Source organism: Lysinibacillus sphaericus, from assembly GCF_006864135.1.
GTDB lineage: Bacteria > Bacillota > Bacilli > Bacillales_A > Planococcaceae > Lysinibacillus.
Genome location: NZ_SADV01000011.1, coordinates 71829 through 98224 on the forward strand (window position 1 = coordinate 71829; position 26396 = coordinate 98224).

At 37.5% G+C, this 26396-nt stretch carries 21 protein-coding genes and 2 pseudogenes; 4 read left to right on the forward strand and 19 right to left on the reverse strand.

What is annotated here, in order from left to right; genetic code table 11:
* Nucleotides 1-14 precede the first annotated feature (14 nt).
* The 9 genes from C7Y47_RS14605 to C7Y47_RS14645 all read right to left on the reverse strand — a co-directional run bounded on the left by C7Y47_RS14605 (nucleotide 15) and on the right by C7Y47_RS14645 (nucleotide 11718).
* Nucleotides 15-1649 carry an AMP-binding protein gene (locus tag C7Y47_RS14605; protein WP_142509445.1) on the reverse strand — a complete coding sequence of 545 codons (1635 nt, stop codon included), beginning with the start codon at nucleotides 1647-1649 and terminating at the stop codon, nucleotides 15-17.
* A 30-nt stretch (nucleotides 1650-1679) separates the two neighbouring features.
* Complete coding sequence (locus C7Y47_RS14610) at nucleotides 1680-2822, reverse strand: acyl-CoA dehydrogenase (RefSeq protein WP_142509446.1); 1143 nt, start codon at nucleotides 2820-2822, stop codon at nucleotides 1680-1682.
* 235 nt (nucleotides 2823-3057) lie between these two features.
* Nucleotides 3058-3708 (reverse strand): TetR/AcrR family transcriptional regulator, encoded by a 651-nt coding sequence (locus tag C7Y47_RS14615; RefSeq protein WP_142509479.1) that lies wholly within the window; start codon nucleotides 3706-3708, stop codon nucleotides 3058-3060.
* Between the two features lie 555 nt (nucleotides 3709-4263).
* Nucleotides 4264-5316: a YkvI family membrane protein gene (locus tag C7Y47_RS14620; RefSeq protein WP_142509447.1), complete on the reverse strand. Its 1053-nt coding sequence runs from the start codon at nucleotides 5314-5316 to the stop codon at nucleotides 4264-4266.
* 105 nt (nucleotides 5317-5421) lie between these two features.
* A complete protein-coding gene (gene menC / locus C7Y47_RS14625; RefSeq protein ID WP_142509448.1) occupies nucleotides 5422-6528 on the reverse strand; it encodes an o-succinylbenzoate synthase in 1107 nt (368 codons plus the stop codon).
* On the reverse strand, nucleotides 6503-7342 hold the full coding sequence (locus C7Y47_RS14630; protein WP_142509449.1) for a GNAT family N-acetyltransferase: 840 nt from the start codon (nucleotides 7340-7342) through the stop codon (nucleotides 6503-6505). Before C7Y47_RS14630 ends, menC begins: the two co-directional genes overlap by 26 nt.
* Nucleotides 7343-7364: 22 nt before the next feature.
* Nucleotides 7365-8480 carry a M20 peptidase aminoacylase family protein gene (locus tag C7Y47_RS14635; RefSeq protein WP_142509450.1) on the reverse strand — a complete coding sequence of 372 codons (1116 nt, stop codon included), beginning with the start codon at nucleotides 8478-8480 and terminating at the stop codon, nucleotides 7365-7367.
* Between the two features lie 5 nt (nucleotides 8481-8485).
* Entirely contained in the window at nucleotides 8486-9352 is an 867-nt protein-coding gene (locus C7Y47_RS14640; protein ID WP_142509480.1) for a MurR/RpiR family transcriptional regulator, read from the reverse strand.
* 173 nt (nucleotides 9353-9525) lie between these two features.
* Nucleotides 9526-11718, reverse strand: coding sequence for a DNA topoisomerase III (locus tag C7Y47_RS14645; protein WP_142509451.1), 2193 nt, complete (start codon nucleotides 11716-11718; stop codon nucleotides 9526-9528).
* Between the two features lie 103 nt (nucleotides 11719-11821).
* On the opposite strand from C7Y47_RS14645, the pseudogene C7Y47_RS14650 reads away from it, so the two are divergent.
* Nucleotides 11822-12289: pseudogene (locus C7Y47_RS14650) on the forward strand (IS4 family transposase); the annotation flags it as partial.
* Between the two features lie 1162 nt (nucleotides 12290-13451).
* Here C7Y47_RS14650 and C7Y47_RS14655 read toward each other — a convergent pair.
* The 3 genes from C7Y47_RS14655 to C7Y47_RS14665 all read right to left on the reverse strand — a co-directional run bounded on the left by C7Y47_RS14655 (nucleotide 13452) and on the right by C7Y47_RS14665 (nucleotide 14570).
* Nucleotides 13452-13883 (reverse strand): hypothetical protein, encoded by a 432-nt coding sequence (locus tag C7Y47_RS14655; RefSeq protein ID WP_142509452.1) that lies wholly within the window; start codon nucleotides 13881-13883, stop codon nucleotides 13452-13454.
* A 72-nt stretch (nucleotides 13884-13955) separates the two neighbouring features.
* Nucleotides 13956-14237 (reverse strand): hypothetical protein, encoded by a 282-nt coding sequence (locus C7Y47_RS14660; protein WP_142509453.1) that lies wholly within the window; start codon nucleotides 14235-14237, stop codon nucleotides 13956-13958.
* A gap of 81 nt (nucleotides 14238-14318) precedes the next feature.
* A complete protein-coding gene (locus C7Y47_RS14665; protein WP_142509454.1) occupies nucleotides 14319-14570 on the reverse strand; it encodes a hypothetical protein in 252 nt (83 codons plus the stop codon).
* Nucleotides 14571-15013: 443 nt separating this feature from the next.
* Here C7Y47_RS14665 and C7Y47_RS14670 point away from each other — a divergent pair.
* A pseudogene (locus tag C7Y47_RS14670) lies at nucleotides 15014-15477 on the forward strand (IS110 family transposase); the annotation flags it as partial.
* A 254-nt stretch (nucleotides 15478-15731) separates the two neighbouring features.
* Here the strand turns inward: C7Y47_RS14670 and C7Y47_RS14675 are convergent.
* The 7 genes from C7Y47_RS14675 to C7Y47_RS14705 all read right to left on the reverse strand — a co-directional run bounded on the left by C7Y47_RS14675 (nucleotide 15732) and on the right by C7Y47_RS14705 (nucleotide 24547).
* Nucleotides 15732-16124, reverse strand: a complete 393-nt coding sequence (locus tag C7Y47_RS14675) for a hypothetical protein (protein ID WP_142509455.1) — start codon at nucleotides 16122-16124, stop codon at nucleotides 15732-15734.
* Nucleotides 16125-16289: 165 nt separating this feature from the next.
* A complete protein-coding gene (locus tag C7Y47_RS14680; RefSeq protein WP_142509456.1) occupies nucleotides 16290-16556 on the reverse strand; it encodes a hypothetical protein in 267 nt (88 codons plus the stop codon).
* 421 nt (nucleotides 16557-16977) lie between these two features.
* On the reverse strand, nucleotides 16978-18051 hold the full coding sequence (locus C7Y47_RS14685; RefSeq protein ID WP_142509457.1) for a glycosyltransferase: 1074 nt from the start codon (nucleotides 18049-18051) through the stop codon (nucleotides 16978-16980).
* A 143-nt stretch (nucleotides 18052-18194) separates the two neighbouring features.
* Nucleotides 18195-18959 carry a hypothetical protein gene (locus C7Y47_RS14690; RefSeq protein WP_142509458.1) on the reverse strand — a complete coding sequence of 255 codons (765 nt, stop codon included), beginning with the start codon at nucleotides 18957-18959 and terminating at the stop codon, nucleotides 18195-18197.
* Between the two features lies 1 nt (nucleotide 18960).
* Entirely contained in the window at nucleotides 18961-22743 is a 3783-nt protein-coding gene (locus C7Y47_RS14695) for a DEAD/DEAH box helicase (protein WP_142509459.1), read from the reverse strand.
* A gap of 119 nt (nucleotides 22744-22862) precedes the next feature.
* Nucleotides 22863-23417 (reverse strand): NADPH-dependent FMN reductase, encoded by a 555-nt coding sequence (locus C7Y47_RS14700; protein WP_142509460.1) that lies wholly within the window; start codon nucleotides 23415-23417, stop codon nucleotides 22863-22865.
* Between the two features lie 284 nt (nucleotides 23418-23701).
* Nucleotides 23702-24547, reverse strand: a complete 846-nt coding sequence (locus tag C7Y47_RS14705; RefSeq protein ID WP_142509461.1) for an NAD(P)H-binding protein — start codon at nucleotides 24545-24547, stop codon at nucleotides 23702-23704.
* Nucleotides 24548-24809: 262 nt separating this feature from the next.
* On the opposite strand from C7Y47_RS14705, the gene C7Y47_RS14710 reads away from it, so the two are divergent.
* Both C7Y47_RS14710 and C7Y47_RS14715 read left to right on the forward strand, forming a co-directional pair.
* Nucleotides 24810-25856 (forward strand): PseG/SpsG family protein, encoded by a 1047-nt coding sequence (locus tag C7Y47_RS14710; RefSeq protein WP_142509462.1) that lies wholly within the window; start codon nucleotides 24810-24812, stop codon nucleotides 25854-25856.
* A 311-nt stretch (nucleotides 25857-26167) separates the two neighbouring features.
* Nucleotides 26168-26353 carry an SE1832 family protein gene (locus C7Y47_RS14715; protein ID WP_132360124.1) on the forward strand — a complete coding sequence of 62 codons (186 nt, stop codon included), beginning with the start codon at nucleotides 26168-26170 and terminating at the stop codon, nucleotides 26351-26353.
* The last annotated feature ends 43 nt before the right edge of the window (nucleotides 26354-26396 follow it).

Below are 26396 nucleotides of genomic sequence, written 5' to 3' on the forward strand. Positions count from 1 at the left end.
CACCGGCCCCCTTCTTACTTCACTGCTGGAACAAAACTCTCTCGTAATCTATACTTTTGAACTTTTCCTGATGCAGTCATCGGATAGTCGTCGATAAAGAAAATATGTCGTGGTATTTTATGTCTAGATATTTTATCCCGACAATAATCCCGAATTTCTTCCTCTGTTGCCTGCTCTCCTTCACGCAAAATGATCCAAGCTGCCGCTTCCTCTCCATAAACAGGATCAGGAACACCCGCAACCTGTACATCTGCAATTTTCGGGTGTGTGTAAAGGAATTCTTCAATTTCCCGAGGAGAAATATTTTCACCACCCCGAATAATCATATCTTTTAAACGTCCTGTTACACGGACATAGCCCGCCTCATCCATCGTTGCCAAATCCCCGGTATGCAGCCAACCAGCCCCATCAATTGCAAGAAGCGTTTCTTCTTCGTTTTTATAGTAACCTTTCATAACGTGGTAGCCTCTCGTACATAGTTCCCCTTGCTCATTTGGCGCTGCTTCTTCGTCTGTACCAGGAACGACGATTTTAACTTCCAAATTCGGTAATGCACGACCAACGGTTTCTACCTTTAACAATAGCGGATCATCTGCTCTCGTTTGTGTAATAACAGGTGAGGCTTCTGTTTGTCCGTAACAGATAGTAACATCCTTCATTCCCATTTTGTCGATCACGGCTTTCATCACCTCAATAGGACAATTAGAGCCTGCCATTACTCCAGTGCGTAACGTTGATAGATCAAAAGACGAAAAATTCGGTAAAGTAAGTTCACTAATAAACATCGTTGGTACACCATGTAACGCTGTACATTTCTCTTTTTCAACTGTTTGTAGCACTTCAGTAGCTGAAAATTCCTGCACTGGTACCATCGTCCCGCCACTAGTCGTAATGGCTAATGTTCCAATTACACAGCCAAAGCAATGGAAGAATGGGACAGGGATGCATAAACGATCTTCGAAAGTTAAATCCATACATTCTGCAATATTAATCGCATTATTGACTAAGTTATAATGCGTTAACATAACACCTTTCGGAAAACCTGTTGTTCCCGAAGTATATTGAACATTAATAACATCATCATAATGAAGCTCTTGCTGTCTTTTATCTAATTGCTCCTCTGTTATTTGCGCTGCAGCCGATAACACATCAGCCCAGTTTAGCACTCCGGGGTATTTTGTCTCGCCAATTAAAATAACATTTTTCAATAAAGGTAGTCGCTTTGATTGCAAATTACCCGGTTCACAATGTTCAAGCTCTGGACATAACTCTTGCAGTGTATTCATAAAAGAATGGTCTCGATAATTTTCAATTAAAATAATCGTTTTTGCATCGGATTGCTTCAATAAATATTCCAACTCGCTTGAGCGATAATTAGTGTTGACAGTGACGATTGGAGCACCCATTTTACCTGTACCAAATTGCAACTGTACCCATTCCGGGACATTGGTCGTCCATACTGCAATATGCTCGCCCTTCTCTATTCCAAGAGCCATTAACCCTCTAGCTACTAAACGACTTTGCCGATTGAGCTCCTCGTAGGTCATCCGTAAATCCCTGTCTGCATACACTAATGCTTCCCGCTGTGGATACTTTTCCGCTTGTTCATCTAGCAATTGACCAATAGTTTGATACACAAGTTCCGCCATGAAAATCCTCCTTTTAGCTACCTAAGATGATTAACAGCCTATTAAACGAGAAATAACGAGACGTTGAATTTCAGACGTTCCTTCACCAATTTCCATTAACTTAATATCACGCAGATGACGCTCTACATCGTATTCTTTCATATAGCCTGAACCGCCGTGAATTTGAATGGCTTGATTACAAGTTCGGAAGCCCATTTCAGAAGCAAATAATTTTGCCATTGCCGCTTCCTTCCCGAATGGTTTCTTTTGATCTTTAAGCCATGCCGCCTTATGTACTAACGTACGTGCAAGCTCTATCTCCATTGCCATATCGGCCAATTTAAACTGTATTGCTTGAAGTTTTGAAATTGGTGCACCAAATTGTTCACGTTCTTTTGCGTATTTTAATGATTTCTCATAAGCTGCCTGTGCAATTCCTACAGATAATGCTGCAATGGAAATACGTCCGCCGTCTAAAGTATTTAAAAATTGGCTAAATCCACGTTTTTCATCCCCTAAAAGATTAGCCCTTGGTACACGAACATTTTGCAAAATAATCTCACATGTATTGGAGCCACGTACGCCCATTTTGTCGTAATTGCAGTTGATCGTTACGCCAGGAGTATTAGTTGGTACAATGATAGCTGAGATGATTTTTTTACCATCCTCACGTTTACCTGTCACTGCCGTCACAATAATTTGACGTGCATGGCCAGCATTTGTGATCCAGCATTTTTCACCATTAATGATGTAATCATCACCATCAATTACGGCTGTTGTACGTGTCCCACCAGCATCTGAACCAGCATTAGGCTCTGTTAGACCAAACGAACCTAATGTTTCTCCCTTCGCTAATGGAACAAGCCATTCTTGCTTTTGCTCCTCTGTACCGAAATTATAAATAGGCGAAGCACCTAAGCTAACTGCTGCTGCATAGCTTAATCCTGTGCCACCACACGCACGACCGATTTCTTCAACAGCAAGTGCGTAGGAAACAGTATCTCCGCCTGAACCACCATACTCTTCAGGAAATGGAATACCTAATAAGCCTAGCTCTGCCATCTTGTTAAAGCTCTCTATTCTCATCGTCGATGTCTCGTCAACCTCACGAGCATACGGTTTAATTTCATTTTCAGCAAAATCACGCACCATGTCTCGAATCATTGCTTGCTCTTTCGTTAGTTCAAAGTTCATCCCCAGTCCCCCTAATGTTTAATGTGCCATAGCGGATTTCGTTCAGATGACAGTTGCAAAAAATCAATTATACTTCGGCATAATAGCGTCCGGAATCGGCCGGAGGCTTTGGGCCAACGTAATGTTGGTCACTCAGTCGTTGCCACAGGACATGGCGGTTTTAGACTGAGTTCCTCTATTTCAACGGGTGTTTAAACACCCATTGAAATAGTTAATACCGACTAGTCGGTTTGTTTTAACTATTAATAAAACCAGTTTTTGCTTCTGGCTTCTCTTTGACCATAAATTGAACTGCTTCTTCCACTGCTTGTTCAGTGACAATCGCACGCAATACCATATCCGTAAAGACCTCTGTAATTTCCTCCATTGTTAATGGACCAGATTGCTTAAACCATTTGTATGTCCAGTTAATCATCCCAACAATAGCCATCGTTACAATAGTACAAGGTAGTTCTGTACGAAAATCCTTTGTTTGTTGGCCTTCCTCTATGACTTTTTGTAAAATATCCCGATATTGATCTCGTTTATTATGAATAATTTCACTATATTCCTCTGGCAAGGCACGACTTTCCTCATAAAAAACAGTAATATGTGCTTGATACACATCAAATACTTGAGTCAGTGTTTGCAGCATTGCACATAAACGTGTAATCGGTGTATCGTATTTGTCATATGCCTCCTGTGATTGTTTAATAACATAGGAAATAAATACATCGTGAATTTCATACAACAACTCATCTTTCGATTTAAAATTATGATAAAATCCACCCTTTGATGCACCAATATATTCAACAATGCGATCAACAGTGACATTATGATAGCCATCTTGCTGAAATAGCACTACAGAAGCGTCAACAATGCGTTGTTTTAACGTTTTCTTTACCATAGGCATCTATCATCCTTCTTATAACTCTTTACTCCATCACTCTTTATAACTAGAAAAAGTTTGAGTCATCACCATAATGTGTTGTTGATTTCCGTTCCGGCTGGGTTTCATCTGTGACGCTGATCCCCAAGAAATCGTCCAACCTTCCAATCAACTTACGCATATCGTATAAAATGCCATCCCATCTATCGGTGGCGAAACCTGATTTTTCTTAATTATAAAAAAACTATGACACTATTAATATAGCATTCACAAAAATTAGTGTCTAGCACCGAGATAGATTTTATTTAAAAATACGAGAATTTATTTTACACAAAGCAGAATTTTTTAAAATCCCCACGAATTTATTTCGCCTTGGTGTAATTGGCCGCTGTCGCTTTGCTGTCGCTACAAGAAAGATTTGTAACTGCCGTTTCACTTACGTTACATAAAACATTGCTGAATGAAGATTAAAAAACATACAATTACTGTATGATTTTCAAGTTGATTTCATTACTAAGATCCAAAAAAATTCCCTAGCGCTGTATAAAACACTAGAGAATCTCAAAAATATAGTTATGAAGCTTTTGGTATTTTACGTAGCCACGAGATGATAATAGCAATGATTAGTGCAAAGCCTAAATACCCCATTGTTGAATATACCTTTCCAACTAATGTCGTGAACCCTACTAAACTCGCGACAAAGCCTATTAAGCCTATTACCACAATACCCAATTTAAAGCTTTTATGGTCAGGCGCTATAAAACGTACTGTAAATGCATAAAGCATTCCTACAGCTGTATTGTACATCATGCCTAATAGAGCAATAGACATTAAAATACCTACTACAGGATGAATTTGTTTTGCTAGCTCTAATGTTGGCATTGCCGTCCCACCAACTGCATCCATTTTAACGAACAAAGCAATATTAATAAGTATGATTAAAACACCGAGCATTACGCCACCAAGAAGACCACCTAAACCAGCAATCTTGCGCTCTTTTACCGTTCCCCCCATAACAATTAACATCGCAGTACCAGCAGCTATGTTATAAGATACATAGAGAAGTGCGCCCAATATCCAATTAGAAGACGCAGATGTTTGCTCCTGTGCTAACACATTCTGTTCGGCAATTGTTAAGTCCATCGTGAAAATAGAATAAATTAATATAATAAAAACGATTCCCATTAAATATGGCGTCACTAAAGCTATTATATTAATAATGTTTTTTACATTTAATAGCAATGTTAAAATCGTAATGATTACCATAAAAATACTACCAATCATCGGATTTATATTAAACATTTGCTCGAATGTAGACCCCGAACCAGCAAACATAACAACCGCAACGCCAAATAAGAAGAATGTAATGACAATATCTAATAGTACCCCAACATACCGTCCACCAATTTGATAGATAACTTCTTTATGAGAGGTCGTTTGTGAATCCGCTCCTAATTGTGCTAGACTCATCCCTAAAAAGGCAAATGCAATTGTTGCGACAATTCCCCCTGCTATACCGTAAAGACCAAAGCTCGTAAAATATTGCATAATTTCTTGTCCTGATGCAAAGCCAGCACCAACGATTAATCCTACAAATGCGCCACCTATCTGCCAACTTTTTTTCATAGACCACCTGCTTATCTATTTTTTAAAAACCATAAGACGGTAGATTCCTTGTAGGAGCTATCGCCTTATGATTTAAGTTCTATCCATAAGTTTTCTAAGATCGCATTATTTATATATTTTCTGTGCTACTGTGAATAAATCGATTGTCTCCCTATTCACTTCATAGCCGATTCCTGCTTTTTGAGGAACTTCAATATAACCGTCCTTCACTACAACTTCTGGGTCGATGATATCTTTTTCCCAATAACGGCTTGAACCTGCAGTATCTCCAGGTAAAATGAAATTCGATAATGTAGTTAATGCCACATTATGTGCACGACCAATACCAGACTCTAGCATGCCTCCACACCAAACTGGAATGTTATTTGCCTCGCAATAATCATGTATTTTCTTCGCTTCTGTTAAGCCACCAACACGACCAATTTTAATGTTAATAATTTTAGTACCGCCTAACTCAACAGCTTTACGTGCATCTTCTAACGAATGGATACTTTCGTCTAAGCAGATTGGCGTATCGATTAATTTTTGTAATGCTGCGTGGTCAATGATGTCATCCGACGCCAATGGCTGTTCGATCATCGTTAAATTAAAAGCATCTAGCTGCTTGAGCGTCTCAGCATCTTCGAGACGATAAGCTGAGTTCGCATCTGCCATAAACGCCACATCAGGGAACGTTTCACGTAATGTACGCATGACCTCTACATCCCAGCATGGCTTAATTTTGATTTTCATTCGTTTATAGCCTTCATTCACAAAGCCATCTACTAACGCAATTAGGTCCTCGATTGTTTTTTGAATACCGATACTGATCCCTACTTCAATGTTATCCTTTTTACCACCAAGTGCGGCCGCCAGTGATTGATTCGTCTGTTGGGCGTAAATATCCCAAATAGCACCTTCAATCGTTGATTTCGCCATATTATTTTTGCGAATTGGTTTAAATAGCTCATTGACCTCATCCGGATGCTGAAGCTCTTTATTTAAAATAAGAGGAATTAAAAAATCCTCTAGCATATGCCAATTCGTTTGCAATGTTTCCTCGTTGTACCAAGGAGAATGGAATGCAACAGATTCTCCCCAACCGATTGTTCCTGCCTCATCCTTGGCCTCTAAAACTAAAAAATCTTTATCCTCGAATGTGCCAAAGCTAGTTGTAAATGGTTCTTTTAATTTCATTTTTAACTGTCTAATGTAAATTTCCGTAATTTTCATATTGGTTTACCCCTTCCAGATCTAAAGTTTCTAATTTTACGAGGACATACTCGTTGTAATATTCTTGTTGCTGCAATTGAACTGCCGCATAGCCTTGTGCAAATAAGCGTTGTAATAAATATCTCGTTTTGAAACGCCAGTCCAATGCTAATGCTGGATCTTGTAGCTTCAATGCTTGAAAATCCTTTGGTACAGGCAATGTATATGAGTTTTCCTTATATTTTAAATTTTCAGTTATATTTAAATATAGAAATCCTTGTTCATTTAATACACAGCTAGCCACTGGTATGGCATCCGTCGTATCTATTGAAACATTTTTACTTACGTAATTAGAAGTTATATGCCAACACACCTCAAAACGGTCTGAAGGTAGTCCCTTATTTAAGCCATCCTGCATTTCACCGTAGCAGTTTTCTATATACGTATTACAAATACCATTTAATTTGGACAGATTGAGAAAACCATTTCGAGTTTCCAGCGGATCAAACGTCCACACCATTAAATCGTAGCCTCTCTCAATAGCAATAGCTTGCTGGGCATATTTTAATTGTTCACCTATTCCTTGAGAGCGGTAATTTTCGTCTATCCCTAACATATGGGAACATAAATAGCTTTTGCCCTCTCGAAACCCCGAAAAGCCATAGCTAAAGCCAACTAATTGATCACCATCATAGGCACCAACAACGATACCGCCATTTTTCACAGCTGTTAAAGTTTGATGAATAGGAATTGAAGGCATGCCCCAAACGTTATATTCCAATTGCTGAACTTGCTCCAGCTGTTCGATTGTCTTTATTTCCCTTATGTCAATCATTGCTATCTCTCCTCCTTAGGGTCTATAAAGCTCGTAAAATAGCTCTCGTGATAATGTTCACGCCGGTAATAAGCCGCTCTCGATTAAAGGTCATGTTCGGATGATGTAATCCTGGTGTTACACCACAACCTAAGCCAAGCATTGTTGCTTTCAGGTTCGGACGTTCATACGTATAAAAATGAAAATCCTCTCCTCCAGGAGTGACGACTGGTGAAGCACATGCTTTTTCACCAACTACGTCAACAATCGCTGCATTCATATGTTGTAATGCCTCATCATTCACTAATGCTGCAACAATATGTGCATCTACATGTAAGGAAATTTTTGCACCATACATCACTTCTATCGATGTTTTTACACGTTCAATACCATCCGTGAGCGTTTGCATTACTTCATTTGTTTGTGCTCGTGCATCGATGCTAAATGTTGCTTTCCCCGGAATAATATTTGTCGAGGTTCCTCCTGCATTAAATTGTGTCATTTTGACTGAAGCAGAGACATTTGGATCTGTCCAGAGCTTTTGTAAACCTTCGACAAATGCAGCCCCTACTTCAATTGCATTAATGCCGAGTTCAGGTCGTGCACCATGAGCCTCTTCCCCAAAAATTGTCCCAGTAAAAAGCTTTGCAGCACCGTGGTACAATGCTGGAGCATACGTTCCGTCCCTTAATTCTTTTAACGGACGAACATGGACACCAAATAAGTATTCTAAATGATCGATAAGCCCCTTCTCGACGAATGCACGCGCGCCCTGTGCCTTTTCTTCAGCGGGCTGAAAAAGAATACGTACTGCACCTGGAAGTGAATGCTCCATATTCTTTAACACTAGTGCCGTCCCAATAGCCATCGTCATGTGACCGTCATGACCACAAGAATGATTAGCCTTAAATTCACCATCTACTTCCTGCCATAGAGCATCAATATCCGTACGAAATCCGACTCTCGGTATTCCCTCACCAATATCTACATACAGCCCCGTCATATCCTCAAACAATTGAGGCTCCATCTGTGCCTCCTTCAATAAACCAGCGATGTATTGCGTTGTCTTCTTCTCTTGCCAGCTAATTTCCGGATGCTCATGTAAATATGTAAAAATATCAGCCAATCTCGGCTGTAAGTTTTGTAAAATTTGATTCATATTATTCAACTCCATCGATTTGCTAAAAAGCTATGTTGGAAATCATCATATTTTACGCGTTGATTTTCATAATAGTCGTGATCTTGTGCAGTCATACCTGCAATTAATGTATTTAAAAATGAAATCAGTGCTGGCATTGCATCAATCGTAGACATTTCTTGTTGTTCATTCACAAAGATAATCGTCGCATATTGCGTGATAGGTGCAATTTTAGAATCAGTAATACCAATTATCTCGCAATTTTTTTCTTGAACTTCGGCTGCAAATTGAATCGGTTCTTTAAAATAACGATGGAACGATAAAATAATGACTACACTATCCTCATCAATTTCTTGTAAAGCTCTAATGATTTCACTAGTTTCAAATTCTAAAAGCACTACGTTAGGACGTAGTATATTTAACGTAAAACACAACCATTGTGCCGCTAAATGGGAGGACCCATTCCCGACAATATAAATTTTTTTCTTCGTATGCAGCAGGATGGAAGCACGATTAAAATCTTCCTCGTTAATGTTCTTCGCAACATTTAAAATACTCGCTGCATCCTTTTCCATCGTTTTTTCATAAAAACGCGGGGTCTCAAAAAGTGCCTGCTTTGATTGCAAATAATTGTGTAAGCTACTAGTATTCCCTTCATTAAATAACTGCATCGTAATCTCACGCTGCAGCTCAGCATAACCCGATAATCCGATAGCGTAGCAAAAGCGGATAACCGTCGTTTCACTTACCCCTGCCTTCTCCCCCACATATGCGGCTGAATGAACACCAACAGTCTGCAAATTTTTGAGGATGAAGATCGCTACCTTTTGCTGACTCTTTGAAAGCTCCTGATATTTATGTTGAATGACTTGTTGAATTGTTTGATTATCCATCAAAGAAGTACATCCTTCTTATTTTATTTTTTGAAGTTTAAACTGCATTTTCATGTTACATACAGTAGCATACCTATTTTCTTAATTCAATATATTTTCTGAAATTTCTGTTTATAACAAATAAAAAGGCGGGAATGTTAATTTATTTAACACTCCCGCTTTTTTATTTATAACTATTCATCAAACTTCATCCCTTTTAACAAATCTGCAAAAGCATTGTTCAAAGGTTCTGCTTCTTTTTCTTGCTGTTTCATATATTTCTGCACACTGCGCTTATCTACTTTGCCACCGCCTTCTTTTTTACGACGGGCTTCAAATGCAGATAACTTTTCGCGATAACCACATTGACATACGAAGATTTGGCCATCGCCTTCACCACGTAGTTCTAACTTTTTCTTACATTGTGGGCATCGTGCGTTTGTGACGCGAGATACGTTTTTACGATGTCCACAATCACGGTCTTGGCAGACAAGCATCTTGCCTTTTTTACCGTTAACTTCAAGCATTGGCTTGCCACAATCCGGGCAGGACTTTGTTGAAATATTGTCATGCTTATATTTTTTATCACTCGCTTTAATTTCAGCGACTATTTCTTGCGTGTGCTTTTTCATTTCGTTGATGAACACATCTTTCTTCAACTTACCTTTTGAAATGAGCTCCAGCTTTTGCTCCCACTCAGCTGTTGTCGCTGGAGAACGTAATTCTTCAGGAACTAAATCAAGCAATTGACGACCTTTGGATGTAATGTAAATATCTTTGCCGCCACGTTTTTCAATTAAGAATGAATTAAAGAGCTTCTCAATAATATCTGCTCGTGTTGCAACTGTCCCTAATCCACCTGTTGATTTCAACGTATCTACAAGTTTCTTATCGTTCGTTTCCATATACTTCGAAGGATTTTCCATAGCTGATAGTAATGTCGCCTCTGTAAAACGAGCCGGGGGCTTTGTTTGACCAGACGTTTGGGCAATTAGCTTCGTTTTTAATACTTGTCCTTGTTCTAATCGAGGAAGCAGCTGCTCTTTGACATCATCCGTGGATTCTTCATCATCAAAACGATTTTGATATACTTCTTTCCAACCTGCAACTGTTACAGTTTTCCCTTTGGCAATAAATTTCTCATTACCGATTTGAGCTTGTACTGTTAATTGCTCATATTCTTGTGCTGGGAATAATACAGCTAAAAATCGTTTTACTACTAAATCATATATTTTACGCTCTTTATCATTGAATGCAGATAAGTTCACATAGCCTTCAGTTGGAATGATGGCATGATGATCAGATACTTTACTGTCATCTACAAATGATTTATTCGCTTTAATCGGCTTTGTTAAAATTTTATTCGTTAATGTACGATATTCACCGATGCCACATGCTTTTAGACGCTCAGGTAATGTGCCTACAATATCAGATGATAAATAGCGTGAATCTGTACGAGGGTATGTCAGCACTTTATGAGATTCATATAGCTTTTGCATAATATTTAAAGTTTCTTTCGCAGAATAACCAAATAATTTATTGGCATCTCGCTGTAATTCTGTTAAATCATAAAGACCTGGGGCAAATGATTTTTTAGGCTTGCGGTCAATTGAAGCAATCTTTGCATCTTGATTGCCTAATCCTTTAACAATAACGTCGACTTTTTCTTTATTGAAGCTACGTGAATTACCATTTGCATCTTGCCATGTAAGCTTTAATGAATCTGTTTGTGCTTCAATACCGTAGTATGTTTGTGGTTTGAAATTTTTAATTTCATCTTCGCGTGCAGCAATAATTGCAACAGTTGGCGTTTGCACACGGCCACAATTCAGTTGTGCATTAAATCTTGTCGTTAATGCTCGTGTCGCGTTTAATCCGATATACCAATCCGCTTCAGAACGCGCAACAGCAGCAGCATATAAATTATCGTAGTTCTTACCCGGTTTTAAATTAGCAAATCCTTCTTTAATCGCTTTATCTGTAACAGATGAAATCCATAAACGTTTAATTGGTTTTTTCACATTCGCTTTATCAATAATCCATCGAGCAACTAATTCCCCTTCACGCCCAGCATCAGTAGCCACAATGATTTCATTGACATCATTACGAGTTAATTGTGATTTAACTGCATTATATTGCTTACCTGTTTGCTTCATCACGACTAGCTTCATTCGTTCTGGCAACATTGGAAGGTCTTCTAAATTCCATGTTTTATATTTATTATCGTAGGCCTCTGGATCCGCTAACGTCACTAAGTGTCCTAATGCCCAAGTAACTATATATTTGTCACCTTCTAAAAATCCGTTCCCCTTTTTATTACATTTCAAGACATTTGCAATATCACGTGCCACTGAAGGTTTTTCAGCAATAACTACACTTTTAACCATATATTCCCGTACTCCTTTACTAACTATGTACTGTCTAATATACCATAAGTTCGGAGTAGAAATTGATTAGAACTATCTTCTTAGTCTTCATAATAGTCATTGCATGAGAAACAGAAATAAAAAGAGCGAGTGGCTTGCCATTCTTAGCACGGACTGTACGCTTTCTGAACAAGAAATCATTCGTATTTATGGAATGCGTTGGGACATCGAAGTCTTCTTTAAGACAACCAAATCATTATTGAAACTTCAAAAAGAGTTTCAAGGGATGTCTTATGATTTACTCATCAGTCACACAACCATTGTTTTTTCTAGATATATCGTTTTGTCCTGGCAAAATCGCTGCCATACCGACCAGCGAACATTAGGTGGCATTTTCTATGAACTTTGCGATGAGGTAAATGAACTCGATTGGGCTGTCGCTTTACAGCAATTAATCGAGCTTCTTGGAGATACCCTAAAAAAGACAAATACAAAAATCCAAAAACTAATCAAAAGTCAACTTCAGCAATGGATCGCCAGCCTTCCTAATTATATCAAGGCTTATTTGTCGATTTCAGTCTGCGAAGTTTGAGTCCTTTATAATAACTGAAATCCTTAGTTTTATTTATACAAGGTAAAATTAATTCCATCTTCTTAGACTCCTTATTATATATTCTTAATTTATTTGTAATTGTGTATGCTTAGATTTTATCTTCCCACTTCCCTCTATATGAAGCTCCTAAAATGATTGAAATTCTAATTCTTTAACATTTTATTCTACCCATCAAGAGATCTCATTTCTAAATCTATAAAATGTTCAATATTTCAAGTGGAAAAGAATTATAATAGGTAAAAATATTCAATTATACTACTCCGAATTTCTATTTTCGACTGGATAGCCGGAAATTAATACTATCCTGCAACAGCAGTGACATTACGTGCATTCAATTACAGTTAATGGAATTTAAAACTGCGAATTCGTATCAGTTTTTCGTTCCCTAAGAATGCAATGTGGTTGGCTTAGTACTACCAATCATACCTTTGCCAGTTATACGATTGATTGGGCTACTCCAGTAGTGAAGTCGTTAAAGATTTCATCCAATAGCGGACATTCCGTGTATGGCAAAATGGTAATGAGGTAACGGCTTCAGGAACGTGTACTGACTAGACTGCTTCTCTTAAGCTAACAGATGCTGTGGATGAAGGGGATTTATCAGTGTCCACTGTTGTTATTTTCGGATAAGGGGGCTCCAAGCACTAAACTTCAATAGGTAAAAGATTTCCGTAAAAATCGCGCTTTAGAATTAGGAAATGGTGAGAATGGAAATGGGCTATTAGCTAGGTGGGAAAGATTTGTATACAACAAAGGAAAGCTTTTTTAAAAGCTGTCAAATAAAAACGCTTTAGCTTGCTTATAATTCTTTACATTGCGTATCGCTGCACTTTCAACTTTTTAATGGAATCCGTCTCCATAAGAAGGCATATCTAACGTATAATTCGCTGTAATCGTTGACAACAAATCCTCAGGTGTTTGTTGTAAAACCTTTTCAATGGCTTTTTGAGTAGCCTTACAATCTATATTTTTTAGAATATCTACTATGCTCCACTCCTCTGGCTAAAATAAAAAGAGGACAACTAAAGAATATAGCGTCTGCTACAATCAAAAATCGTCCTCCGGTATTTTCCGTAAAGGTTTCTATTTAATTCCAAAATCTGAATGCGCATTTTTTTACATTGAGAGATAAGATTACTTTTTAAATCTCCCATTCTTTGGATGATGTATGTAAATTTATACTTTTTATTTTATTCCCTTTGTAAGCAATATAGGGTTTTACTATAAAATCATTACTTATTTTATACTCAATATTACTATCTAAGTAAACTGTAACTTTAATTTGAGAAGTTTTATATATAATATTCTCTGATAACAACAATTGAATATCTAAACCTGCAACAGCAAATCTAGAATTATCTTCTTTCCCGATTAAAGGTAGTTGATAAATGCCGATTATTTCTTGTTTACTATCATCAATTGTCCATTCTATATTAATGTATGTATCCTCTTCTATTTTACTTAACTCAATTAAAGCACAAACATGAGCATCTTTTGGTGTAAATATTTTTTTTTCGTTAATGGATTTAAATTCTTTAGTTATATTTTCACAAATAGTAATCGAGTTAATCAAGTTAGCACCCCAAAAAATGGTAAACTGGATGCTCATTTATGTAATTCCGCATCCAGTTTTAATTATTATTACTTAGTCTGTCAATCCAAAAAATTTTGCTGCAGAACCAGCTGCGTATTTCACTGATCCAGTAACAGCACCCTTAATGGCACCCACATTGGCACCTAGAGTTGCTCCAGCAACTCCGCCTGCTGTAACACTACCTTTAGATGTAAATCTAGGAGAGGAAAAAGTTGCTGTTACCGTTGTACCGGCAATACCACCAATTGCTGCTCCCTGACCAGCTGACGTTGCAATATTTTTTGTAATCGTATTTGAATTGCTCCAACTGTTTAATGTTGATTTAATTCCCATTTTATTTCACCTCCAGTAAACTATACCACTATATTAAAATTTATCCAACTAAATTTTACTAATTAATTGCCATAAATAGTATTATAATTTAGAAAAAAATAAAATTACAAAATAGAAACCTGAAATAACTAGTAAAAACCCTATACCCAATAACCAACCAATGAAGTTACTAAGGTTTAAGAAACTAAAAATTTCAATAGTATAAACAAAAATTCTTTTATAAATTGGCTTATCACTATAATCCCCTAATTCATCTTTTAATTGGACAAAGCCAATAGGAATTATAAAAAATCCTATTATGATAAGTACTATACCTATAAATAAACCTAACATTTTTATAAAAACACTCCTTTTAGGATAAATCCTTTTTTTGAATAAACTTTTAATTCTCTTAAAAAATATTTATTTATACCATTACATAATACTACTAAAAAAAGGATATTAAAATATCAACTAATCTGCACCGTTAGTACAATAAAAAAAGAGCTGTCCAAGCAGCTCAATGGTCTGTCTTCAAGTAAAGCACCCTGCGTATTATAAAGTCAGCCAGAGTAATCTGGTTGACTATTTTTTATTCAATTTATAGATTGATAGTAGCCGGGGGCGAACGGAAGCACCCGTGGGACTAGATCCCGACAACTAAACTGTTCGCCCTCTACTTGTTAACACATGATTAGGCTGGTTGGGACATTACGATCTCGTATAACAAGCGAAGATATGAATAACAAGCTAGATAGAGGTTACCGGTCAATACACTACCTTAGGAGGAGATAAACATGAATCCAGTAGTTGGTCTGGATGTCGCAAAAGGTGAAAGTCAGGTTCAAATGTTCTTGGATAAAAAATGCCCTATAAAAGCAGCGTGAAAGTTGATCATACGGTGGATGGATTGGAAGAGTTACACTGTTATTTATTAGATATAGAGCGTCAAACAGGGGTGAAGCCACCTGTTGTTTTGGAATCAACGGGTCACTATCATGCCCCAGTTGTACAGTTTTTAGAAGCAAGAGAATACATTGTCATTATCGTAAATCCACTAGTATCTTACCGAACAAAAAGTTCTAGCTTGCGCAAAACCAAAACAGATGCCATTGATGCTTATCACTTAGGCAAACTGTATTACACAGAGGATTTAGCGCCTCAGAAAAAGCGTGGTGTTCAGTTATTAAACCTTCGGCATCTAACAAGGCAACATGAAAATATGACGGGAATTATGATTCAAACAAAGCTTCAATTTAAGCTTTTACATTGGATTTATGCGATTTTAAAAACGAAAACACCATTCCAAGAAACCATTTAGTAACAGCATTTTCAAATACAACAAAAACCTTCCAAATTGAATTTGGAGGGTTATTTGGGTTGCGCTTTTTAGTATAGCATGAAGTGTTTATTAATTTAAAAGATTTTTATTGACAATCTATTAGCTGGTTTCGTTGAATACGAAAAGACAATCGATATTGAGTGTCTTTATTTGTTGTAAGTTTTCTTTCACTATTATTTACTGTCCAATTTAATAATTTCCGATTTTCCGTTCCACTCCAATTTGGCTTCAATCTTCTCATTTTCAGTTGTATAAACTTCACAACCTGTACATTCGACATTACCTGAATGTACATTATTTTCTTCGTTAAAAGTGTCTTCAGCAATACCAACATCAAGCGATGCACTCTTTATTTTATATGCGAATACTTCAGGTGCAGGTTCTTTTCCAATATATTTAATTGTATATTCTCCAAGTTCTCTTTCTTTATTAACTTCAGTTTCGTACTTAACAACCCAATTGTTACCTTCTCCATAAAAATTATATTTTTTCCCATCACCTGAACAAGCACTTAAAATCAATACTGACAAAAGAAATACAGAACCTAAGATTTTATATAATTTCACTGTTCTCCTCCTAAGTAATATCTAAACTTCAATAGTTAATTTAATAAGAAAGATGTAACTCAACGATCCTCAAGTTAAGTACTCCGTTTGTTTAAGAGGAAAATTTATAATATAACCTTTATCATTTTCCGACAGAAAACTCCCACTTCTATAAGTGGGAGTAGTTCAAGTTTCGCCCATAAACACAAGTAGTAAGATTGACAATGAAACGCCAATGACATAAATCCCAAAAACAATCATAGGGGAATACTTCCAAAATCCCTTTTCTCTTTTTTTAAAGCTCTGAACACTAAATATTATTCCTATGACGAACATAATAGCCCCAACAAAGAATAGCCAAGCAGTATTAAGTTGAAAGTAATAAAAACATGCTACACAAATAAGTCCTACTACAGAAAATAATGTTGATAATATCCCTTTTTTACTGAGCATTGTTTACCTCCTCCTTAATTCTATAATGACGAACGAAATGAGTATTTGTTCCTTTTTCAACCAATTTAACCATTTAAAATCTACAGAATCCATTACTGCTTATTAGGCTAAACTGCACCGTTAATTGAAAAGCAACAATTTAGAAAATAGCCTAATTTAAAGAGCAAATTCACGTTAATTGTGAATTTGCTCTTTTACTATGCTTCAAATAAAAATATCGAAAATGGACTGCATACTCAAACGCTCAAAACATATGCTGAGTTAACAGAATGTTCACAAAATCGAAAGGGGATGAATGAATGGATGCTCGAACTTTCAGACCTCGGAATGTGATTTTTATGACAATTGTTGTTTTTGTATCGATGTTAATTGGTTACGGTATATATATTAATTTTATTGATGTTCCTTTTCCATGACGGCCTTATTTCTTTAACTGACTTAACAAGAACTTTCGGTTGTCTAGTATGCGCTGATCTTTTGGCTTAAATTTACGTGCTTCTTCATTATGCTGATATGCATTTTCATAGAGACGCAAGCGATTGTATAACAAGCTTAGCTGTAAATGTGGAAGCCATGTGGAATAAGCGTGCTTGTGTATAGCCATTGTCTGCTCTATAGGTTGCTGTAATGCTTGTGAATACCAGTAAATAGCTTCTTTATTTTTCGATTGCTCCATAAAAAAATGACCGATTCGACAGCATGTTTCTGGTCTTGGTCGATCATATAATAATGACTGTAAAATAGTTTGTGTTGCTTGTTTTGAATCATGTAGCTGTTGGTAGCAATCCGCTAAGTTTAAGCAAGCTTGAATTTGATCATCAGCAGAGCCTTTTGTGGAATCTAGGAAAATAGTATAATGATTGATTGCTTCTAAAAATCGCTGGTGAAATTTAAGCTCATTTGCGTAATGAAAAGTTTCTCTAGCTGAAAATGGGTGCCCTTCTTTCTTTAAACGCTCATAAATAGTAATATTGCGATGGATATCACTTTTTCTTGGTAAATGTGTGATTGCTATATCGCTATGAAAGAGCTGGCCTGTTACATCTAAATATTCATGGACGGCGCCCTGCCACTGGAAATTACGCGCACGTTTTACGAGACGAAATCTTTTTTCACTTGATTCTACATAGCCATCAGCATCCAGCGTTACATAATAATCCATGGAAACAGCATCGACATTAGGATGAAAAAGAGATTGTTTAAGTTGTAGGAACTTTTGCTGATGTTCTGTTGTGATCACGTCATCAGCATCCAGCCATAAAATAAAATCTTTCGTCGCTTGTTGAAAAGAAAAGTTACGAGCTTTGGCAAAGTCATCGCACCAGGTAAAGTCGAAAATTCGTGAGGTATAGTTCCGGACGATATTTTTTGTACGATCAGTTGAGCCTGTATCAATAATATTGATTTCATCCACTAAATGTTGAACGGAGTCTAGGCATCTTTCAATAGTACATTCTTCATTTTTAACAATCATACATAAACTAATCGTAAACATCGGTCCCCTCCTTTTTTTGTAATAATATATGCAAGCTTAAAAATTTAACGAGGCTATTTACCATTTTATCTCCTAACTTTTTGTTTTTATCACCCAACTCTTCCATCAAAAAAAACGAACGCTGCATACGTTCGTTTTTTGTCTTATAAATACTTTTCACGCCACTTTAGTTGTTCTTTTTCTGTGAGCTGTTGTTCTAGGTGTGAATCCCATTGATTTAAGAATGCATTCCAAACTCGGACGAACAAAATATCTTGTTCTTTATCGTGAAGGACAAATTCAAGGCATGGGATATCATTGATTTGTTTAGCGTCTGTTTCAACAATTTTTGAAATTATTTTTTGAGAGGCCCCAGCTCCAGCTTCAGCTTTTTCTTCATCCTCTTGCTGTAGCGCTTCTATTAACATTGCTTCTTCGAATTGCTCCTGCTTCTCAGCCTCTTCATCCACATAGCGATATAATTCTGGTAGGTCATCATATTCTTCTATATTGTCCTCGTCGACAGCAAGAAATGCAAGATGGCATGGGCTATAGTAAAGGTTAGCCATTTCGACATCTAGCTCCTCTTCGAAGATGCCACGTTCCAGCTGCTGCTGTCCTTTAGCAGTTAATCTATAGAAGTCTTCCGTTTGCTCAATAAGACTTACTCGGGACATTAACGATACTAAATCCTCAATAAATAACGGATCAACTAGTAATAGCTCACTTAATTCTTGTGCGTTTGCAAAATCCGCTTCCTGTATGCTCATTAACAGCATTGTCATCAAGACATCCATAGTAGAACGACGAACTGGCTCATAGGTTACTTCTACTGTTCGAATCGGGATGCACCATTCATTGGTTTTGACGATTTTAATATTTCGATTTTGCTGAATTTCACGCATTAAGCGCTGCTGTAATTTTGACAATCTACATCACCTGTCCTTCATGATTACGCAAGCCGTTATAGGATTTCACGGTCTCTAACAGATTGCTATACATCTCTCGTGTATCTGGATGCTTCGCACGTTTGGCAAACATCTCAGCACTTCCGACAAGTAATAATAGTTCTCGAGCACGAGATAAGGCAACGTTTAAACGACGATAATCTCTTGCAAAGCCAACGTCTCCCCCTTTAGGCGTATTACGTACCATACTAACTAATATGACGTCCATCTCCATACCTTGGAACTTATCAACTGTCCCGGTTCTAAATTGAAGATGTGGTAGCTGTAATTCCTGTTGTAGAAGGCGATTAATTTTCTTAACTTGCTCCCCATAGAAACTAATTACCCCAACACTTTTTTGTGCATCTTGAGGCATGCGGCCAGCAGTTTTAGCTTCAATAACAGCCTTGTTCATATCTATTAAAATACGTCGAATTGTTTGTAGTTCACCCTCATTATAACGACTCGTTCCGCCCTTTACCTGCTCCTCTAGATAAGGTTTTTCAGTTGGAATATCAACCCATAGCAAATGATCATCTCGGTTCACAAATTGTCCTTCTAGGCAATGGTCTCGTGCTGCATCCGAATCTGGCAAACCACATTGCAGACCATTTTCCTCTTTCGCGTAAAACGGTGTAATACTGTGCATAATTTTTTCATGCATTCGATACTGCAATGCCAGCATTTGCTTATGTGTTTGCGGTAAATTATTGAATAAACGTTCAAACAGTGATTCACGCAGTAAATTTTTTAACTCTTGTGCGCCGTCAAAGTTTGGATTTTCATCGAGCATTGCTTTTAATGTTTCTTCCAACGTATCGTCTCCAAGTAGTGGAGGTAGCTGATGATGATCGCCTACTAAAATAACTTTCTTACCCTTAAGCATTGGCAATAATAGCTCTGGTGGTGTTGCCTTTGAAACTTCATCAATAATAACAACATCAAATGTCGGGTAGTTCTCCATAAACTCCTTACTTGCCGAAGCAACGCATGTTGTACCGATAACATTCGCATGACGCACATATAATTTACGAATTTCATCTAAATCATATTCAGTAGCATTTTGTAGCTTGTCACGCCATTGCTCTTGTAACTTTTTTCGAAGAGGTAGTTGCTGTTCCTTGCGCTGTAATTCCACTATTGCTGTTTGCGAGGATGCCATTGCTTCCACTACTTCCTCGGAAGTGCGCTCTGGTGTTGATTGTAGAAGCTTTGTGCATGCTGTGAGCTGCTTCTCCTTCTTCAATCCAGCTATATTAATTTCTTTTATATTTTCTTCTAATTGTGTTAGCTGTAGTTCAATCTCTTGTAAGCTAGTCTGCGCTGTTTGAAGTGCCGCTTTCTTTGGTAGGAGCTGTGTATTAGCATGCTCCACTGCCTCAAGTTGTTGACGTGCTGTTTGAAGAGAAGATTTCGATTGTGACACGAGCATTTTTAAATGTTCTACAGACTCTTCTGGCTCAGCATCAAATTGGAATGCCTCAGCTAACTGCTGAAGTCGTTCTGTATGCTGTAAAAATGGCTGCAATTGTCGTTGCAAGCTTTGAACGTCAAAGCTAGTAATCGCGCATTCTTGATGTAATAGGCCTCCAATACCTTTACGCAAGGACTCAAACTCCCGATCTTTATGATCTTGTTGTTGCTTAAGAGCTACACCCTTTTGCCAGACAAAATCACGACGCATATATAATCCGAGCAAAAAATGCTCAATTTGCTCGGTAGGTGGTGTTTGATCATCTTGAAAGGCTGTATTGAGCTGTGCAAAAACACCTGTTAAATTTTGCAACGAAAACGATTGAACTTGCTGCACTCTACTTTTAGCAAGGGCACGTTCTTTTTCTTCTTCGGATACTAACGATTCAAGCTTTGCGATTGCTTTTTGTAAACGTGAATTGATGGTTGCCCATGCCTCTAAATCTTTGGCATCCTCTAAATGCTGCAAGCGATTAATTTGCTGTGACAGCACATAGGATGGACGAATGTGATAGTGCTGTAAAAATCGTTCAATTCGCTCATAGGACGTTAAATTACTGATATATTGTTCGGCTTCCTTCATTAATCGAAGACGATTATTTTCTTCTTCATATTTCGATTGGATATCTTTGAACTGCAGTGCTAAATGCTGCTTTTGCTCTTGCAGCTCCTTATATTGAGCAGCTGCTTCCAATTGCTCAATTTTTTGAGTAGTTTCTTCTATAGTAAGCTTCAGCTGCTCTATAGATGGGCTTTCAGTAAGGGTTTGCTCAAGAGACTTTACAGCAGGCTCGATTTGCGCCAACTGTTTTTCGTAATGCTCTTTATGTGCCTCATTCTCCTGTTGTTCAGCTTTTGCAGCCTTTAATTCTTTCTTTAACGCTTGTATTTCCTGCTGTAAAATTGGCTCGTCAATTGTGGCCTGCTCTTTTGCAGCTATTTCCTTTGTTAACTCCTCAAGCCACGCCTCAAGCTTTGCTAGCTCTTCTTCAGCCTTGATAATACTTGATTTTAGTTCTTGCTCACGTTCTGTAAAAGCTGTTATTTCCTCTTCAATCGCTACGAGAGTTTGCTCACGCCAATGCAGCGCAACATTTTCCTCAATAAACTTTTTACCCTCTTCTTCTATGCTTTCCGTTCTACCGTAACGTAAAATTCGAATTTCTTGATTGGAAAGAAGTCGTCCTAAAGCATTATCAACGGCGAGATTTGATTGGGAAGCTACGAGTGTTTTTAAGCCCGCCTTAACATTTTGCTGACAAATTTCAGAAATAACAGTTGTCTTACCTGTGCCAGGAGGTCCTTGAATCACATACAAATCTTCAACAGACAATGCTCCTAAAACAGCCCGCCTTTGATATTCGTTTAAATTATTGTGAAAAACAATATCCTCTTGAAGCTTGGAAGCTCGGACAGTTGGGCGTTTTTCAAATAGTATTGTCTCTAAATTAGGGTTAACTGCCTCGCCTTTTTCTAGCTTTGTAAAACCATTGCGTAATCTTCTAATTTGACTCAATGTCGCAAAATTACTAAAGCTCGCTTGCTTTGAACGAAGGTTAATTTGATCTTTACGTGCTAAATCCTGCACAAAAGGCTTTAAGTCAATTTCTATTGTCTGCTTCCCTGCATTAGCCTTCAATACTTGTCCAATTTCACCGCGTACCCCTTGAATGCTCACACTTAACCCTTCAAGCTTCTTCCATTCCTTCGATTTTATATAAGGGCAGACAATTGTCAGCCTAGTAAAATCTTCGTTAAAATAGCTTTGCTTAAACTCTGTATGAATATCATCAATGGTCGCATCGCGTTCTTGAATTTTTAAATAGCCTTCCCAGCTTGAGATACGCTTTTTCACATATTCTGTGCGTTCCTCGGCTATTGGTAGCTCTCTTATTTTTTTATGAAGATCAAGCGGAATCCCTGCTCCATTATTCGGTCTTGTGACAAGTTGTAATGCTGCCGGTAAACGACGGTTTGTATTAATTGGGCCTCGCATATGTACAAAACGAATATTTGTAGCTAATAATCCTTCAACCTTTAGCACACAATCCATAATGGCTGTTTTCTCCGCAAGAACGTCGGTTAACTTTTCATTTTGCTCCGCATTAAAATAAATCGATAAAAATGTTTCACCAACCGTTTTTGCTTTGCGCTTTTCGATATAGACGGTGATTGTTTTTTGTAAGGCAAAAAAGGCATGCTCGTTTGCTGAGCATTCCTCTACCGCTTCCTTCGCCTTATTAGTCAATATTAGACTACAGCGTTGTTTTTCTAGTATAGCGATGTCCTGCATGAGCAGCCCTCCCTTCCGTTTCACTAAAATACTATTTTATCACATCGTAAAAGGATACTTGAAAAGAAAAATCCCCTGCACAGTGATTTCTTTCCACTGCACAAGGGATGAATTTTAATTTAATGTTGATCAATCGGTTCTTTCGGCAATGTTTTGCTCATTTCACAATACTGTACAAAAACACGAGCCAATTCACGTAAACGATTATGAACATCTTCGTCGACTATATTATTATTTGCATCAAAGTGAGATGTGTGTGTGTATACATAGTTCGGAGTTACAAGTGCACGGAAGTAGTCTAAAATTGGTTTCAACTGATTTTCTACTACTAAATGGTGCTGATACGTACCACCATTTGCCACAATCGATACAGGCTTATAGCGCATTGTTTTCGGATGCAAGAAGTCAAATGCATTTTTTAAAACGCCTGGAATCGATGCTTGGAAAATTGGTGTAGCGATAATATACGCATCCGCTTCTTCGAACTTTTGAATCATTTCTTTCATGTCATCATTTAGCGGTGAACCGTCTACAATTTGATGCTTATATTGACTAAAATGCATAATTTCTAACTTGAAACCTGCATCTAATTCTTTAATATATTGCTCCACTTGTTCTAAAATAGCACCAGTTTTACGACCAAACATTGTGCCATCAACGAGTAAAATTTTCATTTTCACTTTGCCTCCACATTCATTTCTACAATAATATTGTAACAAATGAGAAGAGGCACGGAAAGAAATGTAGTAGTTAAATCCGTAAATTCAGTCTTTAGGCGGAACGGAGTCTACACAAGAAATATGCTTGGCTAATAACGTGGGGGTGATTTCCGTTCCGGCTGAGCGCTTTTTTGCTGACGCTTCGCTTTCGCGCAGATAAAACACTCGCTGATCCCCAAAGAGTCGCCCAGTCTGTCCAATCGACTTGTCTGCATTGATTAAATTTCGATAATGGACCTTTAGTTATCCTCACGACGTTGGAATTTTACTTCTTTATCTACAACGGTTTCCTCTATCTTATATTTATCTCGATTAATAACGACTTCACGATTTACTTTATCTTCTTCATCGTTAGAACCTAATAAATTGTGCTTATTCCAATTAAATAATTGCTCTCTTGAAACATCATCATCCTGCGTTTCAGGGAAATCTAGCTTAGCCAATTCCTGTGATGGATAAATTGTAACTGACTGTTTATCACCATACAGCGCAATAACGATCATCGCCTTCGCAACCTGGGAAGCTTCTATAGCTCTTGAACGCTTTAATGGCCCAACTAATAATGGCTTTACTAATTTTAAAGCTTTCTCTCCCGCCTTTTCACCAAAGCGAAATTCCTCTCTATCGCCAACCAATAGAGATGGGCGAATAATTGAAAGTCTCTGTAAGCCTAGCTCCATAAGATCATGTTCAAGCTTTCCTTTCACTCGATTATAGTAAAATGGAGAACTTTCATTTGCACCCATCGCCGTAATAACTAACATATGTGGGATTCCTCGATTTTTTGCTAATGAAGCAATCGTTAACGGATATTCAAAATCAACTTTCTCAAATTCCTCACGTGATCCTGCCTTTTTTATTGTTGTTCCTAAACAACAATAAAGCTCATGTGCAAATTCGATATCTTTTTCCTCTAAAGCATCAAAATTACGAATTTTTACTTCTAGCTTTGGATGCGTAAATGCTAGCGCTCTTCGTGCAATAACCGTAACTGAAATGTATTCATCATTTTCACATAATTGTTCTACAAGAGAGGTACCTGTTAATCCAGTAGCCCCTACAACAATCGCTGCGCGCATTCCCATTGGTTGTACCCCCTTCTATGCTCATTTGCCCCAAAAGTTACTCTGCCGGAACAAAAGTTTTGCTGAAAAACTGCAACAATCCTATGTATCTTCTTGCAAACTCTACTTTATTTATCGGTCAAAGAAAGAGCTCTTACGCATTTAATTTTAGGTTTTTAGCAATTATGCCTCGGTAAAATTGATTTAATAATCCTAATTTTTTACACATACTTGCCCATCATTCACCATAGTTTAAATAGACGGATGAAAGGATGGGATACATTTGCAAAACGAAATTCAAACAACGGAACTAAAAAAGACGATTGTTTTCATTATTGAAAGCTGTATCGATAAAGGGCTGTATCCTTTTGAACGGGTTGCAACGCTGGCAAAGCTACTTACAAATCAAGAAGTTCTCATATTTGTAAAGACCCCTTCAAACGATGGAATTCAAATTTTAATGAATGAAAATCTCTCGCCAATCTTATTTGAACATTTCGATGAGCTACCAAAGCAAATGAAAGGTATTCAGCCTGATTTAATTGTAAGAGATGGTCGTAACTCCGAAAGCTGGCAAATCCAAAATTTACGACCGTTCTGCAAAACTATCATTCATTTTGATGATTTTGGTGAGGGTGGCCAAGCCTGTGACTGTGTATTGCTAGCACTCTATCAAGAAGTTAAAGATTATTTACCATCCCATTATATTGGGGGGAGTTTCAACTTCGCATTACCACAAGCTTTTCAGAAGTTTGATGATAGACCAGACAGTAAAATACCTGAAAATCCACCTCATATTGTTGTTGCTTTTGAGGATGGGGACGAGCATAACTTAACCTACCGTACTCTTCGACACTTAACGCAGCTACAAATTCCACTACAAATTACAGTGATGATTGATGAAAGCTATCGCCACGCAACCGATGATCTGCAAATGATGGTGCTTAGTCGTCGTAATACCGCCATTCTTCGTGATAAAAACGCACTCCTAAAACTATTACCAAAAGCAGATGTAATTATTTGCAATGCTAACTATACACCTTATAAAATCGCCTCTTATGGTGTACCTTGTATTACTCTTGCACAAACTGAGGCTGAGCTATTACATGCCTTCCCTCGCGAACAGAACGGCTTTATTCACCTTGGACTTGGTCGCAAAATGAAGCAATCACAAATCCAAAACGCTGTCATGGAGTTTTTATTACATGAGGCCCGAAGCGAACGAGCTGTAAAAAAACAACGACAGCTCAATCTAGCAAGTAATAATGAAGCACTACAGTCACTACTTTTAGATTTCGCTTACGATCGACACAATATCGCTTCTACTTAGTGATTCTTTGAAGGTGGATATGATACAATGTAGAAGAATTTCATCTTTAATTATAAAAGTGAATTCAAGCAACATTAGTACCCGATTGATAGTAACTAATAAGCGGTGGGGGATTAAAAAACCTCCATCGCTTTTACTTCTTTCAGCAGGTGTCCAAACACCCGCTGAAAGAAGTTAAATCCTCCGGCGGATGTCACGGAATCGAAAAGGAGTTCTTTGTGCAAACACAAAGCCCATTCCGGACACAATTATGCCGAGGCATAATTGATACGCATTCGTTATACAACTAAACACATAAAGGAGCAGTCATCATGCCATCAAAAAGTGATATTGAATATCAAATTAGAGAATTAAAAATGGATTATATGAATTTACAAGGCGACATCGAAAAGCTTGAATCTACAGGCCATAATGATCAAGTAGCAAAAGCAGAGCAACGTCTTGCAAATATGGAAGCAACGCTAGCGCAATTAAATAAACAATTAGCAGAACTATAAAAATGATATCGGCGGTCATAAAAAAACTTAGGCCGCTCTCTCG